At 65.1% G+C, this 13,650-nt stretch carries 13 protein-coding genes; 5 read left to right on the forward strand and 8 right to left on the reverse strand.

Translation table 11 applies throughout. The features are described 5' to 3' along the window. Positions 1 to 58 precede the first annotated feature (58 nt). From KHO41_RS09075 to denD, 3 genes are read left to right on the forward strand one after another with little or no spacing between them, the layout of a single operon-like run. Entirely contained in the window at positions 59 to 1,423 is a 1,365-nt protein-coding gene (locus KHO41_RS09075) for an MFS transporter (RefSeq protein ID WP_211952958.1), read from the forward strand. A gap of 37 nt (positions 1,424 to 1,460) precedes the next feature. Beyond that, positions 1,461 to 2,243 (forward strand): 2-oxo-tetronate isomerase, encoded by a 783-nt coding sequence (gene otnI / locus KHO41_RS09080; protein ID WP_211952959.1) that lies wholly within the window; start codon positions 1,461 to 1,463, stop codon positions 2,241 to 2,243. A gap of 20 nt (positions 2,244 to 2,263) precedes the next feature. Next, a complete protein-coding gene (gene denD / locus KHO41_RS09085; protein ID WP_211952960.1) occupies positions 2,264 to 3,238 on the forward strand; it encodes a D-erythronate dehydrogenase in 975 nt (324 codons plus the stop codon). 207 nt (positions 3,239 to 3,445) lie between these two features. Here denD and KHO41_RS09090 read toward each other — a convergent pair whose 3' ends face one another. The 3 genes from KHO41_RS09090 to KHO41_RS09100 all read right to left on the reverse strand — a co-directional run bounded on the left by KHO41_RS09090 (position 3,446) and on the right by KHO41_RS09100 (position 6,081). Beyond that, positions 3,446 to 3,883, reverse strand: coding sequence for a YbgC/FadM family acyl-CoA thioesterase (locus KHO41_RS09090; RefSeq protein ID WP_211952961.1), 438 nt, complete (start codon positions 3,881 to 3,883; stop codon positions 3,446 to 3,448). A 107-nt stretch (positions 3,884 to 3,990) separates the two neighbouring features. Beyond that, complete coding sequence (locus KHO41_RS09095) at positions 3,991 to 4,974, reverse strand: tripartite tricarboxylate transporter substrate binding protein (protein ID WP_211952962.1); 984 nt, start codon at positions 4,972 to 4,974, stop codon at positions 3,991 to 3,993. A gap of 78 nt (positions 4,975 to 5,052) precedes the next feature. After that, a complete protein-coding gene (locus KHO41_RS09100; RefSeq protein WP_211952963.1) occupies positions 5,053 to 6,081 on the reverse strand; it encodes an alpha/beta hydrolase in 1,029 nt (342 codons plus the stop codon). Positions 6,082 to 6,357: 276 nt separating this feature from the next. Between KHO41_RS09100 and KHO41_RS09105 the strand changes: the two genes are divergently transcribed. Both KHO41_RS09105 and KHO41_RS09110 read left to right on the forward strand, forming a co-directional pair. Beyond that, positions 6,358 to 7,506: an iron-containing alcohol dehydrogenase gene (locus KHO41_RS09105; RefSeq protein WP_211952964.1), complete on the forward strand. Its 1,149-nt coding sequence runs from the start codon at positions 6,358 to 6,360 to the stop codon at positions 7,504 to 7,506. A gap of 53 nt (positions 7,507 to 7,559) precedes the next feature. Further along, positions 7,560 to 8,081: an O-acetyl-ADP-ribose deacetylase gene (locus tag KHO41_RS09110; RefSeq protein WP_211952965.1), complete on the forward strand. Its 522-nt coding sequence runs from the start codon at positions 7,560 to 7,562 to the stop codon at positions 8,079 to 8,081. Positions 8,082 to 8,943: 862 nt separating this feature from the next. On the opposite strand, the gene KHO41_RS09115 is transcribed toward KHO41_RS09110, so the two are convergent. The 5 genes from KHO41_RS09115 to KHO41_RS09135 all read right to left on the reverse strand — a co-directional run bounded on the left by KHO41_RS09115 (position 8,944) and on the right by KHO41_RS09135 (position 13,622). Next, positions 8,944 to 9,876, reverse strand: coding sequence for an alpha/beta fold hydrolase (locus KHO41_RS09115; protein ID WP_211952966.1), 933 nt, complete (start codon positions 9,874 to 9,876; stop codon positions 8,944 to 8,946). Between the two features lie 29 nt (positions 9,877 to 9,905). Beyond that, positions 9,906 to 10,808, reverse strand: a complete 903-nt coding sequence (locus tag KHO41_RS09120; RefSeq protein WP_211952967.1) for an SDR family oxidoreductase — start codon at positions 10,806 to 10,808, stop codon at positions 9,906 to 9,908. A gap of 62 nt (positions 10,809 to 10,870) precedes the next feature. Then, positions 10,871 to 11,683, reverse strand: a complete 813-nt coding sequence (locus tag KHO41_RS09125; RefSeq protein ID WP_211952968.1) for an SDR family oxidoreductase — start codon at positions 11,681 to 11,683, stop codon at positions 10,871 to 10,873. 4 nt (positions 11,684 to 11,687) lie between these two features. Further along, positions 11,688 to 12,533: a class II aldolase/adducin family protein gene (locus tag KHO41_RS09130; RefSeq protein WP_211952969.1), complete on the reverse strand. Its 846-nt coding sequence runs from the start codon at positions 12,531 to 12,533 to the stop codon at positions 11,688 to 11,690. A gap of 75 nt (positions 12,534 to 12,608) precedes the next feature. Next, the gene (locus KHO41_RS09135; RefSeq protein ID WP_211952970.1) at positions 12,609 to 13,622 is read right to left on the reverse strand and encodes an NADP-dependent oxidoreductase; all 1,014 of its coding nucleotides are present in this window, start codon (positions 13,620 to 13,622) and stop codon (positions 12,609 to 12,611) included. Between the last annotated feature and the right edge of the window lie 28 nt (positions 13,623 to 13,650).

Consider the following 13,650-nt stretch of genomic DNA (forward strand, 5'->3'; position numbering starts at 1 on the left):
CCACCCGGCTGCCGCGCGGAGAACACTCGCGCCCTCGAAACCCGAACCGGAGACCACAGTGAATCCCAACCAACCCGCGGCCAGTGTGCCCGCCTACGACGGCCTGGGCGCCAATGCCCGGCTCGACGCCGACGCCCAGGTCGAAAAGCGCGCCTACAACAAGGTGTTCTGGCGCATCATGCCGTTCCTGATGCTGTGCTACGTGGTTGCATATCTCGATCGCGTCAACGTCGGCTTCGCCAAGCTGCAGATGGGCCAGGACCTGGCCTTCTCCGAGACCGTGTTCGGCCTTGGCGCCGGTCTCTTCTTCATCGGCTACTTCCTGTTCGAGGTGCCCAGCAACCTGCTGATGCACAAGCTCGGCGCGCGCATCTGGATTGCGCGCATCATGATCACGTGGGGCATCATCTCGGCGCTGTTCATGTTCGTGCAGACGCCGACGCAGTTCTACGTGATGCGCTTCCTGCTCGGCCTGGCCGAAGCGGGCTTCTACCCCGGCGTGATCCTGTACCTGACCTACTGGTACCCGGCCAACCGCCGCGCGAAGATGATCGCGCTGTTCATGTCGGGCATTCCCGTGGCCGGCATGTTCGGTAACCCCCTGTCGGGCTGGATCATGGACGCGTTCAACGACACCCATGGCCTGCGCGGCTGGCAATGGATGTTCGTGATCGAAGCACTGCCCGCATTCGTGATCGGCGTGGTAACGGTCTTCGTGCTGCGCGATGGCATCGACAAGGCGCCGTGGCTCGACGCCGACGAGAAACGCGTGCTCAAGCGAAATATCGACGAAGACCAGAAGAACGCGGGCGCCGCCTCCGGCGCGGCGCATGGCCATTCGCTGGGCGCCGTATTCAGCGACAGCCGCGTCTGGTGGATGTGCCTGATCTACTTCTGCTTCGTCACCGGCCAGTACGCGCTGACGTTCTGGATGCCCACGCTGGTCAAGGCGAGCGGCGTGACGGGCAACTTCAACATCGGCCTGCTGTCGGCAATCCCGTTCCTGTGCGCGATCGTGGTGATGAACATCCTCGGCCACAGCGCCGACGCCCGCCGCGAGCGCCGCTGGCACCTGATCGTGCCCGCGCTGATGGGTGCCGTGGGCTTTGCGATTGCGGCTTCGTTTACCGACAATACGACCGTGGCCATCGCCGCGCTGTCCGTGGCTGCCGCCGGCGTACTGACCTGCGCGCCGCTGTTCTGGTCGCTGCCGACTTCGTTCCTGTCAGGCATCGCTGCGGCCTCGGGCATTGCAGTGGTCAACTCGGTGGGCAACCTGGCCGGCTTCGTATCGCCGTACATGATCGGTGCGCTGAAGGACATGACCCACAGCACGCAGCTGCCCATGTATGTGCTGTCGGCGATCCTGGTCGTCGGCGCGGCGCTTGTGTGGCTCACGCCTGCCAAGCTGGTCAACCGCTAACCGGCCCGCATTCAAGACTTACAACCGGAATCCAACCATGCCGCGTTTTGCCGCCAACCTTTCAATGATGTACACGGAACACGACTTCCTGGACCGCTTTGCCGCCGCCGCGGCGGACGGCTTCCAGGCCGTCGAGTACCTGTTCCCGTACGAACACCCGGCCGCCGAACTGCGCGCGCGTCTCGACGCCAATGGCCTCGTGCAGGCGCTGTTCAATGCGCCGCCGGGTGACTGGGCCGCAGGCGAGCGCGGCATCGCCGCCCTGCCCGGCCGCGAAGCCGAGTTCGGCGAGGCCTTCGGCCGTGCACTCGAATACGCCGGCGTGATCGGCAACGACCGCGTCCACGTGATGGCCGGCCTGCTCCCTGCCGATGTCGACCGCGCGCGCTGCCGTGCCACCTATCTGGAAAATCTGGCCCACGCGGCCAAGGCCGCTGCCGCGCAAGGCATCACGGTGCTGATCGAGCCGATCAACACGCGCGACATGCCCGGCTATTTCCTGAACCGACAGGACGACGGCCAAGCCATCTGCAAGGAAGTGGGCGCCGCTAACCTGAAGGTGCAGTTCGACTGCTACCACTGCCAGATCGTCGAGGGCGATGTCACGAAGAAGCTGCAGCGCGACTTCGCCGGCGTCGGCCATATCCAGATCGCCGGCGTGCCGGAACGGCATGAGCCGGATATCGGCGAACTGAACTACCCCTACCTGTTCGATGCGATCGACGCCCTCGGCTACCAGGGCTGGATCGGCTGCGAATACCGGCCGCGTGCCGGCACCTCGGCCGGCCTGGGCTGGATCAAGCCTTACCTGAAGCGCTGAACCTTCTGAGAAGCATTGCCATGAATGTACTGATTACCGGCGGCGCCGGCTTCCTCGGCCTGCAACTGGCGCGCCTGCTCTTGCAGCGCGGCACCCTTAACCTTGACGGCAAGGCAGTCGGCTTCGATCGCCTGACGCTGCTCGACGTCGTGGCGCCGCAAGGCCTCGATGACGCGCGTGTTCGCGTGGTGACCGGCGACCTGTCGGACCCTGCCGTGCTTGCGCAGGCCATCGACGCCGATACCGGCGCCATCTTCCATCTTGCCGCCGTGGTGTCGGGCCAGGCCGAAGCCGACTTCGAGCTCGGCATGCGCGTGAACCTCGACGCTTCGCGCGCGCTGCTCGAAACGTGCCGCCAGCTCGGCCACAAGCCACGCGTGCTGTTCACGAGTTCGGTCGCGGTCTATGGCGGCGAACTGCCGCCCGTGGTGCAGGACGATACCGCGCTGAACCCGCAATCGTCGTACGGCGTGCAGAAGGCCATCGGCGAATTGCTGCTGTCCGACTACAGCCGGCGCGGCTTTGTCGATGGCCGAGTGCTGCGCCTGCCGACCATCAGCGTGCGGCCCGGCAAGCCCAATGCGGCGGCCTCGTCGTTCGCGAGCGGCATCATTCGTGAACCGCTGTCGGGCGTGGAAGCCAATTGCCCGGTGGCAGCGGATACGCCGTTGTGGCTGCTGTCGCCGCGCGCGGCAATCGCAGCGCTGGTCAATGGCATCGAGCTCGACGGAGAGAGGCTCGGCAATCGCCGCGTGGTGAATCTGCCGGGACTGTCCGTGACGGCGGCAGGCATGGTGGAGGCACTGCGCCGTGTCGCGGGCGATGCCGTGGCGGACCGTGTCACGTGGCAACGCGAAGAACGCATCGAGAAGATCGTCGGCACGTGGCCGGCGGCGTGGAATGCGGAGCGTGCGGTGTCGCTCGGCTTCCAGAGCGATGCGAGCTTTGATGAGGTGATTCGGGCGTATATGGAAGATGCGGGGTTGGCGAAGTAAGCTGTGAAGCTTTGCTACTGCCAGCGCCTTCGCATCTTCCGACGACAGTCCCCTCTCCCGCTTGCGGGAGAGGGTTAGGGAGAGGGCCAGTGCGTCGCCGCCTTGCACCATTTGTCGCGAGGCACACGCCTGCCCTCACCCCCAGCCCCTCTCCCGCAAGCGGGAGAGGGGAGCAAACCAGCGGGATAGATCGGCCGGCGGTCGATATCACCCCGCCGGCTTCACCACCTCATACGCCTCGATAGTCTCCCGCACCGGCCCCGGAATCGGCGCCGACGTCTTCGACTCCGGATTCGCGCACACATAGACGATCTCGCCCGTGATCAGGTGTTCGTCGCCGCGGTACATCTCCACGCGGAACAGCATGCTGGAGCGCCCCATCCGCGCCATGCGGCCGCGGATATCGAGCACATCGTCAAAGCGCGCCGACGCATGGTATTCCAGGGTCGACTTGACTACGAAGATGTCGACGCCATGGGCGTGCAGCACGTCCTCCGGATAGCGGATGCCGGCATCGCGCCAGTACTCGGTCACGCAGATATCGCAATAGGTCAGATAGTGCGCGTTGAAAACGATCGACTGCGGATCGACTTCGGCCCAGCGCACGCGCAGCGGCATGCTGTGGCGGAAATCCTCTTTTGCCATCTGGCTTGTCTCCGTTGAATGGGATTCCACATGGCATTCAGGCCGCCACCCCGTCTGTTGACGGCAGCGTGGCGGCCTGACCTGTGGCGCAGGAAAACTCTGCGAACTTATTGCGGCTTGGCCAGGCCCAGCTTCTCGATAATGGCCTTTTCCTTCTTCACCGTGTCCGCGGCAAACTGCGCGTACTGGGCGCTGTTCATGTAGTACGGCTCCATGTCGAACTTGGCCAGCGATTCGCGGTAGTTCGGCATTTCCATGGCCTTCTTGAACGCGTCATGCAGCTTCTGCACGATCTTCGGATCGGTGCCCTTCGGCGCGACCAGGCCGAACGGCGAGGTCTGCACGATACCCATGCCGAGCTCCTTCAGCGTCGGCACATTGGGGAAGCGGGCCGAGCGCTTCTCGCCCCAGGTGGACAGCAGGCGCAGCTTGCCCTGTTCCACGTACGGCGCCCAGGCCGGCGTGTCGGCCACCGACATCACGTGGCCGCCGAGCAGTGCCTGCATCGATTCCGAATTGCCCTTGTACGGGATGTGCGAGAACTGCACGCCCTGCTTCATCGCCAGCTCTTCCATGGTCAGGTGCAGCGTGGTCATGCTGCCCGGCGAGCCGTAGGTCAGCTTGCCCGGGTTGGCCTTGGCGTAGGCGATGTACTCCTGCATGGTCTTGATCGGCGAATCCGCCGGCACCACCAGGCCGAACGAGTAGCCGGCCAGGTTGATGATGTAGTTCAGGTCCTTGACCGGGTCCCAGTTGATCTTCGTGGTGTACGGCAGGCGATAGACCGGCATGGCCACCTGCGCCAGCGTGTAGCCGTCGGGCGCCGTGGTCTGCATCATCTGGGCCGGCAGCACGCCGCCGGCACCGGGCTTGTTCTCGACGATGACGGGCTGGCCGAGGATCTTCGAGGCGTTATCGGCCAGCACGCGGAACGGGATATCCGTGGAGCCGCCTGCCGTATAGCCGATGACAAGGCGGATCGGACGTTGCGGGAACTTCTCGGCCTGCGCGTGCGCGGGCACGGCGGCAAGACCCAGTGCGGCGGTGGCTGCGGCGAGGCCCGCACGGGCGATGAATTGGCGGCGTTGCATTTGACGATGTCTCCTTGTGCTGCAAGTCACTGCTGAAAGTTATCTGATTTCGGGCGCGGTTCGTACCGCCGCCCTGCGCTACTGCGCGGTGCCGAAAGCGGTCCGGAGCGCCGCCACGGCATCGGCATGCGCCTGCGCCACGGCAGGCACGAAGCGGCCCATCTTGAAAAAGTCGTGGATCATGCCAGCATAGTCGGCCAGCGCGACGGTCACTCCCGCCGCGCGCAATTTGTCGGCGTAGGCCACGCCTTCGTCATGCAGCGGGTCGTAGCCGGCCACGGCAATCCATGCCGGACAGCAGCCGCGCACATCGGCACCGGTGCCGCCGCCGTCGAGCGGGGCAAAGCGCCAGTCGTCGCGGCTCGATTCCTGATCGAGGTAATGCGAGAAGAACCACTGGATCATGTCTGCCGTGAGCAGGTAGCCCTCAGCCAACGCCCGGTGCGACGGCGTGTCCTGCCGCGCGCAGGTGCCGGGATAGATCAGCAACTGCAGCACCGGCGCCAACCCGCTGTCGCGCGCGTGCACTGCGCATGCCGTGGCAAGCGTGCCGCCGGCGCTGTCGCCGCCCAGCGCAATACGCGCCGGATCCGCGCCGAGCCGGGCGGCCTCTTCGAAGACCCAGTGCAGTACGTCGAAGGCGTCGTGGGCCGCCGTCGGGAAGCGCCACTGCGGTCCGAGGCGGTAGTCGACCGACAGCACCATGCAATCGGCATGCGTAGCCTGCATGCGGCACAGCGCGTCGTGGGAATTGACGCTCCCGACCGTGAATCCGCCGCCGTGAAAGTACACGAGCAGCGGCAGCGGATCGGCCCAGCTGGCCTCGCGCGGCGCATACAGGCGCACCGGAATTCCATGGCCGTCGCGCGCGCAGACGTGGAGATCTTCGACCGCATGCACGGGCAGCGGCGAGATATCAAGGATGGGTGCGCTCTTCTCGTAGGCGATCTTGGCGTCCTCCACGTCCATCACATGGATAGGCGGCCGCTTGGCGCGTGCGATCAGGTCAAGCAGCGCCGCCACCTGCGGGTCGAGCGGCACGGATGGCATGCCAGCAACAGACTGGCTGGCCGGCGCGGCGGACGAGGCGGAGGTTACGGCAGACATGGCAGATACTGGTGTCGATACGGCATTGGCGGCCGCCTGTCCGGCATCCGCACGATGACTCGGGGCTTCCCCGTGAGTCGGGGGAAGTTCGAATTGTGAACGATCGTTCGTTTTCAGTATCATGCCAGTGTTTCAGGAAGCGGACATTACGAAATAACCCCCATGCCTGCACGCGAGTGGGTGTTTCTGGGCGATGATCGCCCTATCCCACCCGCTTGGCCAGTTTTTCTCAAAAAGCAAAAATTCGCGGCAGATCGCCGCAGGAGACAGCGAACCATGGCCTTTATCTACTACCTGACCCACATCCATCTCGATTTTGGCGCCGTGAGCCTGCTCAAGGCCGAATGTGAGCGCATCGGCATCCGCCGCCCGCTGCTGGTGACGGACAAGGGCGTGGTCGCGGCTGGCGTGGCACAGCGCGCGATCGATGCGATGCAGGGTCTGCCGGTGGCGGTGTTCGACGAGACCCCGTCGAACCCGACCGAGGCCATGGTGCGCAAGGCTGCCGAGCAGTACCGTGACGCGGGCTGCGACGGGCTGGTGGCGGTGGGCGGCGGTTCGTCGATCGACCTCGCCAAGGGCATCGCCATCCTGGCCACGCACCCGGGCGAACTGACGACCTACGCCACCATCGAAGGCGGCAGCACGAAGATCACCGAACGCGCCGCGCCGCTGATTGCCGTACCGACCACATCGGGCACGGGCAGCGAGGTGGCGCGCGGCGCGATCATCATCCTCGACGACGGGCGCAAGCTTGGCTTCCACTCGTGGCACCTGTTGCCAAAATCGGCCATCTGCGACCCGGAACTCACGCTCGGACTGCCCGCGGGCCTGACCGCCGCGACCGGCATGGACGCCATTGCCCATTGCGTCGAGACCTTCCTGGCGCCCGCTTTCAACCCACCCGCCGACGGCATTGCGCTGGATGGCCTGGAGCGGGGCTGGGCCCACATCGAGCGCGCCACGCGCGACGGCAAGGACCGCGACGCGAGGCTCAACATGATGAGCGCGTCGATGCAGGGCGCCATGGCGTTCCAGAAGGGCCTGGGCTGCGTGCATTCGCTGTCGCACCCGCTCGGCGGACTGAAGATCGATGGCAAGACCGGCCTGCACCACGGCACGCTCAACGCCGTGGTCATGCCGGCCGTGCTGCGCTTCAATGCCGACGCGCCGACCGTGGTGCGCGACGACCGCTACGCGCGCCTGCGCCGCGCCATGCACCTGCCCGAAGGCGCCGACGTCGCACAGGCCGTGCACGACATGACGGCCCGGTTGGGGCTGCCGACCGGCCTGCGCCAGATGGGGGTCACCGAAGACATGTTCGACAAGGTGATCGCGGGCGCCCTGCTCGACCACTGCCACAAGACCAATCCAAAAGAGGCCAGCGCGGAGGATTATCGGCGTATGCTTGACGCGTCCATGTAGGCCTGCCTGGCCCTGGCCGGCCCGGGACACTCATCCACTGCGGGAGACAACGAATGACAGGTGAACACTTGCAGGTTGTGCATGGAGACATCACCCGGATGGAAGTCGATGCCGTCGTCAATGCGGCCAACAGCGGGCTGCTAGGTGGGGGCGGCGTGGATGGCGCGATCCACGGTGCGGGCGGCCCCGCGATCATGGCGGCGTGCAAGGCCATCCGCGACGCACAGGGCGGCTGCCCGACCGGCGAAGCGGTGATCACCACCGGCGGGCTGCTGCCGGCGCCTTATGTGATCCATGCGGTCGGGCCGGTGTGGCATGGCGGCACGCGGGACGAAGATCAGCAACTGGCAAACGCTTACCGCAACAGTATCCGGCTTGCAGCCGAGCATCGTCTGCGTACGGTGGCCTTTCCGAATATCAGCACAGGCATCTATGGCTTTCCGCGCGAGCGCGCGGCGGAAATTGCCATTCGGGCGGTGCGTGAGGCGCTGCCGGCGGCGCCTGGGATTGAGCAGGTGACGTTTGTTTGTTTTGATGATGAGAATTATCGGTTGTATCGGGAGAGGCTTGCATGACGGGGGGTGGCGGGTTCTGGTTGGGGTGAGGTTATCGCTCTTGGCTGGCGCCGCTGTTTCGCCGGCGTAGCCGGCGGGGGTTTTATGGTCGGGAATGGGGTGTCGTTCTTCACTAGCGCTGCTGTTTCGCCGGCGTAGCCGGCGACCTACTCTTTTGTCCGAGCGACAAAAGAGTAGGCAGAAAAGCGCGTCGTTGCCGCTGGCCATCAATTCCACGGCGGCAGGGGTTCAAACGGCTTTGGACGCCTGCGATGGTGGTCGGCCGTTCGACCCTGCTACGCCATGTGAGTCAGAACCTGTGCCTGGCGCGGCACGACTTTTGTACGATCCCCAAGACGGACTCGGGTACAGCCTTTCAACAAAGTCAGTGGTGGGACGCCTTCGGCTGCGCTGCGCGCGCGTCGTCGTCTGGGGGCAAGCTCATCAGCGTCGCCTGCGCCGGAGTTCCAGTTCCCGATTTCCTATCTCTACGCGCATGCAATGCGCCCAAGGCATCGTCACCGAGGCGAGGTTCGGGTCAGACCTTCGCGGTCTTACTCTAAGCCGCGCGTAGCGCAGCCGTAGGCGTCCCCGTGAAGGCCTTGTTAGAAGGGACCACTCCGTAATCCGGGTTCGCTCGTACGCGCTGTCCCATCCTAATCATCTACGCGGCAGGCAGTCCGGCGGTCCTCTGATGCCTCAATCGCATTGAGCTCTTGGTTGACCACGTAAACGCGCTTTTGCCTCCTTTTGTCGCTCGGACAAAAGGAGGTCGCCGGCTACGCCGGCGAAACAGCGGCGCCCGCCAAAAGCGACGACCTATCGCGAACGTAAAGCCCCGCCGGCTACGCCGCCGAATCTGCAGCGCCCTCCAACCACCAGCCTACTTCAAAGCACTACGAATCAACCGATTCACCAGTTCCGGCTCCTCATGCACCACCCAATGGGTCCCATCCGGAATGCGTTCCAACCTCATATCCGGCACGAACTGATCCAGCCCGTCCAGCAACGACTTGGGCAGCGCCCGATCCCGCTCCCCCCAGATCACAAACGTCGGCACGCGCACAACAAACGCAGCGGGGTCGAGCCGTGAAATATCCGGCGGCGGCTCTCCCGGCCCCGGTGGATGCATCGGCGACGCACGGTAATAGTTGACCCCACCCGACAACGAATGCGCGCTACCTTCGCCCGGCTGCGCCCAGGCCGCCAGATACTTCTCGCGCGTCTCGCCACTAAACCACGGCGCGGGCTGTTCGCCGCCAGCCGTAAGCATGCTTTCCAGCATGGCGAAGTTGTTCGCCGCAAGCACCGCTTCAGAGCCCGGCCGGCGCAGCCAGTTCATATAGGCCGACGCCGCCTGCTGCTGCGGATCGGTGGCCAGCGCCTTCGCGAACAGGTACGGATGCGGTGAATTGATGATGACCAGTTGTTCGACCAGTTGCGGAAACTGAATGGCCAGGTTCCAGCAGACAGCTCCGCCCCAGTCATGCGCGACGACGATGCAGCGCTCGTAACCCAACGCGCCGACGAACTGAACCAAATCCTCGACGATATGGCGCGGGCGGTAGGCCTCTACCGCTTCGGGCTTGCTCGACAGATTGAAGCCGCGCAAGTCCGGGGCGACCGCGAAATGCGTGCGGCCGAATTCGGCGAGCTGGGCTTCCCATTCGAACCAGAATTCCGGGAATCCATGCACAAACAGCATCAGCGGCTTGCCGCGCTCTCCGGCGCTGGCGTAGTGCAGGCGCGTGCCATTGGGCAGGTTGGCGAACTGCAGATGACGGATGACGGCGGGGGCGGTCATGGCGGTCTCCATGCGCGGGCCTCGTGTGGTTGGTTCGTCGATCAGCCGCGCAGCGCGGCAACCAGTCCTGCGCGTACCTCGGGCTTGTCCGCGAACGGATCGCCGGGATTGCGCTGGCCGATGATGTCCTCGAATCGCTGCTGCACGGGCGCGAGGGCCTGCGGGTGCGAATAAATATAGAAGCTTTCCGCGCGGATGGCATCGAAAGTCTTCTGCGCCACGTCTTCGGCCGTGACCTTGCCTGAAGTGACTGCCTTGTCCGTCAGCGCCTGCGACACCATCTGCGAGCGCGTGGGCGGCGCATCGTTGGTCAGGTCCGCTGGACGGTTGCGCTGCGACTGGTTGATGCCGGTCGGCACGAAGTACGGGCACAGCACCGAGCAACGCACCTGTTCCGTGACCAGGCTCAGGTCCTGGTAGAGCGTTTCGGTCAGCGTCACCACGGCGTGCTTCGATACGTTGTACACGCCCATGGCCGGCGGACTCAACATGCCGGCCATCGACGCCGTGTTGATGATGTGCGCCTGATACGTCGGGTCCTTGGCGGCCGCGGCCAGCATCAGCGGCGTGAAGATGCGTACGCCATGGACCACGCCGTACAGATTCACGCCAAGGACCCACTCCCAGTCCTTCAGCGAGTTCTCCCACAACAAGCCGCCGGCGCCGACCCCGGCGTTGTTGAACAGCAGGTTGACCTGTCCGAAGCGCTCCATGGCCGCATCGGCCAGCGCCTGCACCTGCTCGCCGCGCGAGACATCGGTGCGCAAGCCGATGACATCCGCGCCTTGTCCCTCCAGTTCGGCCACGGTTGCATCCAGCGCATCCTGCTGGACATCGGCGAGCACCAGCTTCATGCCCAGCCCTGCGCCGATGCGTGCGAATTCCTTGCCGAAACCGGACGCGCCGCCCGTGATGACGGCCACTCGGCCTTCGAATTGCTTCATGTCTTTGTCCCCTCTCTCGTCATGTCATGTGCAGGTCCGTATTGGACCTTCCGTGGGCCGGCTCAGCGGCCGGCGTGTTTCAGCGCCTTCAGCGCCATGCGATCCACCATCGCCGGCGCCAGCAGCTTGAGCCACTGCCCCAGGCGTCCCTTGGCCGTCATGACCAGTTCGCGCTTGCGCGCGGTCATCGCGGCCAGCATCTGGCGCGCGCATTCCTGCGCAGTCATGGCATCGTCTTCGCGCAGCCGGCTTTCGCCCAGCGCGCGGCCATTGGGACCGAAACCGTTGACGCGCGTATCCGTCGCGACCACGCCCGGAAACACCACGCAGATATCCACGCCACTGCCAAGCAGCTCGCAGCGCAGCGCTTCGCAGAAGCCCGCCAGTGCGAACTTGCTGGCCGAGTACGCGGTTCGCCCCGGCACCCCTACTTTGCCGGCCAGGCTCGATACCGCCACCATCAGGCCACGGCGCGCGCGCAAGTGCGGCAAGGCAGCGCGCGTGCACCACATCGCGCCAAAGTAGTTCACGCGCATGACGGTCTCGTAGTAGCCGTAGTCGGACACCTGTTCGAAGTAGCCGTGCGCGGATACGCCAGCGTTGTTGACCAGCGCGTCAAGACCGCCGTAGTACGCAACAACGTCCGCCACGAGCCGTGTGCAGGCCGCTTCGTTGGACACATCGGTGCGCCAAACCGCGACCTCGGCATGCGGGCGCATGGACTGGATGCGGCTGGCCAGCGCGTGCAGCATGTCCAGCCGGCGTGCGGCCAGTGCCAGTCGGGCGCCCTGCTGCGCCAGCAGCAGGGCGAGTTCCGCGCCGATGCCATCCGACGCGCCCGTGATCAGTACCACCTTGCCGGTGAACGGGGCCATGGCTTCAGTCCAGCAGGTCGGGCTGTTCTTTGACGATGCGGGCGTACAGCGGCTGGAACTGGAACCAGCCTGCCTGCGCGGTACCGACGATCGAATAAGCCTGGCTCGCGGCCGCCTCGGAGATGACCTTGAGCGGCGCACTGGTGCGCGCGGCAGCGGCTTCCGCCAGCAATTGCACCTGGCATGAGCGCTCCATCGTGATGAACCACCACGCAGCTTCGTCGACGGTATTACCAACCGTCAGGAGGCCATGGTTCTGCAAAATGGCGGCCTTGTTCGATCCCAGCGCATTGGCGATGCGCTGGCCCTCGTCCAGCTCCACCACCACGCCGCCGAAGTCGTCGTAGACGGCATGGTCGTTGTAGAACGCACAGACGTCCTGCGTGAGCGGATCAAGCGGACGCCCCAGCGTGGACCACGCACGGCCGTACGTGCTATGTGAATGCGCGGCGGCGACCGCGTCCGGACGGGTCTGGTGCACGCGCGAATGGATCGCAAAGGCAGCCGCGTTGACCGGGTAGTCACCTTCGACCACATTGCCGTGATGGTCGCAGCGGATCAGGTTCGACACGTTCACCTGGCTGAAATGCACACCGAACGGATTAACCCAGAACGTGTCGGTATGCTCGGGATCGCGCGCGGTGATGTGGCCGGCGACGCCTTCGTCGAAACCGAATTTGGAAAACAGCCGGAATGCCGCGGCAAGGCGTTGCTTTCGATGCAGGCGTTCCTGCGCGGGCGTGTCGAACTGCGGCGGCCGCGGCAGGTTGCGGTAGCGGGCCTTGACCTCTTCGGACAGGCCGGCGCCGATTTCGTCGGCGGCTGCGGGATGGGCTTGCGGGGCGTTCATGCGTGTCTCCTGTGGTAGTCGTTATGCGCAGGTCCGCCAACCGGGCGCCAGGCCCGGCCGGCTACGCCCTGGCGCTTACACCAGTTTCACCAGCTGCTTGCCGAAGTTCTTGCCCTTGAGCAGGCCCATGAAGGCCTCCGGCGCGCTTTCCAGCCCCTGCGCGACGGATTCGCGGAACTTGAGCTTGCCCTGCGCGACGACCGTGCCCAGTTCCTTGAGCGCCTGCGGCCATACCTCCATGTGCTCCGACACGATGAAGCCTTCGATGGTCAGGCGTGACACGAGGATCAGCTGCGGATTCTTCAGCGGCAGCGGCTGGCCGTCATAGCCCGCGATCATGCCGCACATGGCGATGCGGCCGAACGCGTTCATGCGCGTCAGCACGGCGTCGAGGATATCGCCGCCGACGTTCTCGAAGTAGCCGTCGATGCCATTGGGCGTGGCTTCCTTGAGCATCGTGTAGAGCTCCTTGGAATCCTTGGCGGCCTTGTAGTCGATACACGCGTCAAAGCCAAGCTCATTGACCACGTAGTCGCACTTGTCCTTGCCGCCGGCAAAACCCACGGCGCGGCAGCCGGCCAGCTTGGCCAGTTGCCCGACCACGCTGCCGACCGCGCCCGATGCGGCGCTGACTACCACCGTCTGGCCCGCCTTCGGCTGGATGATCTTGTTCAGGCCGTACCATGCCGTCACGCCCGGCATGCCGACCGAGCCAAGATACGCCGACAGCGGGATATGCGTGGTATCGACCGGTTGCAGGCCGGTGCCATCGCTCACGCCCATTTCCTGCCAGCCGAACATGCCGACCACCTTGTCGCCGGCCTTGTACTTGCCGTTCTTGCTCGCGACAACTTCACCGACGGTGCCGCCGATCATCACCTCGTTGAGCGGCTGCGGCGCGGCGTACGACTTGCTGTCGTTCATGCGGCCGCGCATATACGGGTCCAGCGACAGGTAATGGTTGCGCACCAGCACCTGGCCGTCGGCAAGCTCCGGCACGGGCACTTCCTCGAGGCGGAAGTTGGCCGGCGTCACGGCGCCTTCAGGGCGCGATGCCAGAACGATGCGCTTGAACGTATTGGTGGACATGTCAGATCCTTGTAAAGGGAAACGCGGC

The organism is Cupriavidus numazuensis, assembly GCF_905397435.1.
Taxonomy (GTDB): Bacteria; Pseudomonadota; Gammaproteobacteria; order Burkholderiales; family Burkholderiaceae; genus Cupriavidus; species Cupriavidus numazuensis.